Origin of the sequence: Rhodococcus sp. (in: high G+C Gram-positive bacteria), assembly GCF_049591685.1 — a bacterium.
Taxonomy (GTDB): Bacteria; Actinomycetota; Actinomycetes; order Mycobacteriales; family Mycobacteriaceae; genus Rhodococcoides.
The window spans coordinates 1-4147 of the sequence record NZ_JBAWFH010000229.1 but is presented as its reverse complement, the minus strand read 5'-3'; the positions used below and the strand labels follow the sequence as shown (position 1 = coordinate 4147).

The following is a 4147-nucleotide window of genomic DNA, read 5'->3' as shown; positions in this document are numbered from 1 at the left end:
GGGCGAGGGTCAACGTCAACGACCGCACGGCAGGCGGGGTGGCGTACGCCTCGTCGTAGGGCGCGCCGTCGAGCAACGCGAACCACTTGTCGAGACCGTCGGTGACGATCGAAATGGTCTGGTCGGGCTTCCGCTCGCCGTACAGATTGGACGGAACGACGCGGCCCTCTCGGAACGACGCCACCATCTTGTTCATACGAGAAAGCTTGGCAAACAACGATTGTCGAGCTTTCGGGTGCCGGCGATCGGAATTGCCCTTCGTCTCCGTTCCACTCATCGGTCCGCTGATCGCGCCGCCGGCGACGTCGCGAGGTACTGCACCGCCTGGGCCGTCGAACCCTCCTTGGACGGGTGGTAATCGCGCTTGAAATACCGCAACGACGCCCTCCACATGTCCATCGGGGTCGGAAACAGTCCGAGAGCCGTGACTCGGCGGAAATCGCGGAAACTGGCTTGGCGCTTCTTCGGCGGCAGGTGCGCGAGGGACGGATCGTTGTCCATCAAGTACTTCACACCCCGCGTCCAGAACACCACCATGAACGGCACGATGGCGATGTAGGTACGGATACGACGAGCGGGCCGACCGTCGAAATACCGCATCACCTCGTACGCGACGGCCCGATGCTCCACCTCTTCCGCACCGTGCCAGCGCAGCAGGTCGAGCATCGTCGGGTCGAAGTCGACGCGGTCGAGCTGATCGGCGTTGAGCACCCAGTCACCCAGGAAAGCCGTGAGGTGTTCGACCGCCGCGATGAGCGACAACCGCTCGACCAAGCTGTTGCGACCGTGTCCTGGACGATTACCCAGCGCGCGCCCGAACAGGAACTTCATTTGGTCGACGTACGGATCGACGTCGATACCGTGTGCTCTGAGTTGATCATGCACCTCGGTGTGAGCCTGCGCGTGCATGGCCTCCTGACCGATGAAGCCGATGACGTCGTCACGTAAATTCTCGTCGTGAATCAGTGGGAGCGCTTCCTTGAACGTGCGCACGAACCACTCCTCGCCCTCGGGCAGGAGAAGGTGCATCACATTGATCAAGTGTGTGGCGAGAGGATCCCCCACCACATAGTGAAGAGGAAGGTCGTCCCAGTCGAAAGCGACGTTTCGTGCGTGCAGAAGCACTCGATCGTCGGGTGCCGTCCTGACGCCGGTGGCGATGTCGTTTCGCATGTTTTCGTCGGGTGACATGTGAGACTCCTCATCCGTCCGGCAGCGATATTCCCACCGACCCCGACCGCCGATGCTGTCGCCACGCTACGCATGACGCCACGCGCAAAGCAAGACAGATCACAAAGCAGCGTCTCAGCACAACGCCGTTGGCCCCGTCGGCGTCGCCACGCTATCCGTATGTATCGCGAGGTCCGCGGCCCTTTACATGCCGATCACCCTTGCGCCAACTCATTGTCGTCGGACCGTGAATCTTCAAAGATGTCACAACTCCGTGACCGACCGCTGCAGCGATTTTCGCGAGAATCTGAGCCTGCATCAACCGCAGCTGAGTGGCCCACGCCGTCGATTCCGCGGTAACACTGAGTATGCCCTCGTCGAGTTTGGTGGGTACGGCGTGCGACGCGATGTCCTCCCCGACGACGGAAGCCCATCGACCGAGAACGGTGCCCTCGGCCACCTTGTCGGACCAGCCACGCTTCTTCGCAATCGACCCGGTGAGCGACCCGAGAGTCTGCGGATCGCGATCGTCGGGCCCCGCCCCGGACCACCCCCGTTTACGACGCCCACGAAGAGCGCGCACCCCTCCCGACGGCGACGATCGCCCCTGACCGACGGCCTTGCCACTGGCCTTGGCCGCGGCGCGCGCATCCTCGAGGGCACGGCGCGCCAGATCGACACCCTTGAGCTCCGGTTCCGGTATGGATCCGGTGCTCTCGCTGTTCTCGCCACCGTTCGAATTTTCGCTCACAGGCCGGCCTTCCCGGTGTGTTCGGCGCTCTCTACGGTGGAAGCGTCGACAGCAGTGACGTCAGCCGACGAGATGGTCGATGTGCGCGTCGAATCATGCTGTATCGCTTCGACATTGCGTCGCCGCGCATTGAGCTCCGCGGGAACGTCCTCCCCGACGGCAGCGGTGATCAGCACCTGCTCGGCGTCGCCGGCAACCTTGGCCAATGCACTGCGACGCTTGCGATCCAACTCGGCGAACACATCATCCAACATCAGAACTGGATCCGTGCCTTCCGCACGCAGCAACGAGAACGAGGCCAACCTCAGAGACAACGCGAACGACCACGACTCACCATGACTGGCAAAGCCCTTCGCAGGCTGATCTCCCAAGATCAACTCGAGGTCGTCGCGGTGAGGTCCTACCAAACACACACCGCGTTCGATCTCTCGCTGACGCATGTGCGAAAGCTGATGCAGGAAGGCAGCTTCCAACACCTCGACGTCGTCCGGTTCCGGCGCCCGATCGGCGTCGGAGAATTCCGGTGGCAGTGCCTCTGCCAGACTGCTTCGGTATCGAATTGCCGCGGGGCGTGATTCGGGGGCTATCGACGAATACGACTCCGCAACGAACGGCATCAACTCGTGAACCAAACCGATGCGCGCGGCCAGAAGATGCGCACCGTGAGCCGCGAGGTGACCGTCCCAGACATCCAGGGTTGCGAGGGCACTTGCACCGTCGCTCGAGTGGCCACCGCGTCGAAGCGCCCCGCCGGCCGTCTTGAGCAGAGCCGAACGCTGTCGAAGCACCTTGTCGTAATCCGCACGGACACCGGCCATTCGAGGTCGACGGGTGGTGAGCAACTCGTCCAGATAGCGGCGTCGCTCCCCGGGATCACCGCGAACCAGCGACAAATCTTCCGGCGCGAAAAGCACACTCTGCAGGACACCGAGAATTTCGCGCGGTCGACGCACCGGCGACCGGTTCATCCGTGCCTTGTTTGCCTTACCGTCGATGATCTCCATGTCGACCGTGAGCTCGCGACCGAGATTGACCACCGACGCACTCGCGAACGCGCGCTCCGACCCGGACCGGATCAGCGGTGCATCCGACGACACCCGATGCGAAGACAACGTCGACAGGTATCCAAGCGACTCGATCAGGTTGGTCTTGCCGTGCCCGTTGGGTCCGACGAACACCATCGAACCTGGCTCGAGGTCGATGGTGACGTCGTCCCACGAACGAAAGTCACGCAGGGTGAACGAGCGAACGAACAACGGCTAATGCTTGGGGCCGGGAGCGCGGAGAGTCTCGTCGCTGGTCGAACGCTTGACGGCATGGCCGCCGAACTGGTTGCGCAGCGCCGATACGGCCTTCATCGCCGGCGAATCGGCCTGCCGCGACGCAAACCGGGCGAACAATGCAGCAGAGATCACCGGAGCGGGAACCGCGTGCCTGATCGCCTCTTCGACCGTCCATCGACCTTCGCCGGAATCCTCCGTGTAGCCGGAGATTTCGCTGAACTCGGGGTCTTGCTCGAGAGCCTGGACCAACAGGTCGAGCAACCAGGAGCGAACGACCGTGCCCTTGCTCCACGCACGCAGTACGCCCTGGGTGTCCTGGACGAGCTCCTCCGCCTCGAGGAGTTCGTAGCCCTCGGCATACGCCTGCATCAGCCCGTATTCGATGCCGTTGTGCACCATCTTCGAATAATGCCCGGCTCCGACAGGTCCCGCATGCACGAAACCGTCGGCGCGCTCACCTTCGGGGCGCAAGGCGTCGAAGATCGGCATCGCGCGCTGCACATCTGCCTCGGCGCCGCCGACCATCAACCCGTAACCGTTCGCGAGGCCCCACACGCCGCCGGAAACACCGGCGTCGATGTAGCCGATGCCCTTCTTCGCGAGCAGTTCGGCATTGGGTGCATCGTCGGTGAAGCGCGAGTTTCCGCCGTCGATGACCAGGTCACCCTCTTCGAGGGCATCCGCGAGACCCGAAATGGTGCTGCTGGTGATGTCACCCGACGGAACCATGACCCACACCACGCGCGGCGCGGTCAACGCGCCGGCCAGTCCCTCGAGCGACGGGGTGTCCGTCACCTCGGGGCGCGGGTCGTATCCGATGACCTCGTGACCGTGAGCGCGGAGACGCTCACGCATGTTGAAGCCCATTTTTCCGAGTCCGACCAGTCCCAGCTGCATGCGGAGCGTCCTTCTCTTTCGGTGTACGTATCGACCGGTGTGTACC

Annotated in this window: 4 protein-coding genes and 1 pseudogene; all 5 read right to left on the bottom strand. The window is 63.2% G+C overall.

Translation table 11 applies throughout. From position 1 onward, the window contains the following. Positions 1-196: pseudogene (locus WBQ44_RS09645) on the bottom strand (PDR/VanB family oxidoreductase); the annotation flags it as partial. 77 nt (positions 197-273) lie between these two features. Continuing rightward, positions 274-1191, bottom strand: a complete 918-nt coding sequence (locus WBQ44_RS09640) for a metal-dependent hydrolase (protein WP_495566483.1) — start codon at positions 1189-1191, stop codon at positions 274-276. A gap of 151 nt (positions 1192-1342) precedes the next feature. Further along, entirely contained in the window at positions 1343-1921 is a 579-nt protein-coding gene (locus tag WBQ44_RS09635; protein ID WP_495566482.1) for a DUF721 family protein, read from the bottom strand. After that, positions 1918-3177, bottom strand: a complete 1260-nt coding sequence (recF, locus tag WBQ44_RS09630; RefSeq protein ID WP_495566481.1) for a DNA replication/repair protein RecF — start codon at positions 3175-3177, stop codon at positions 1918-1920. Before recF ends, WBQ44_RS09635 begins: the two co-directional genes overlap by 4 nt. A 3-nt stretch (positions 3178-3180) precedes the next feature. Then, positions 3181-4101, bottom strand: a complete 921-nt coding sequence (gene gnd / locus WBQ44_RS09625; protein WP_495566480.1) for a phosphogluconate dehydrogenase (NAD(+)-dependent, decarboxylating) — start codon at positions 4099-4101, stop codon at positions 3181-3183. Positions 4102-4147: the final 46 nt, after the last annotated feature.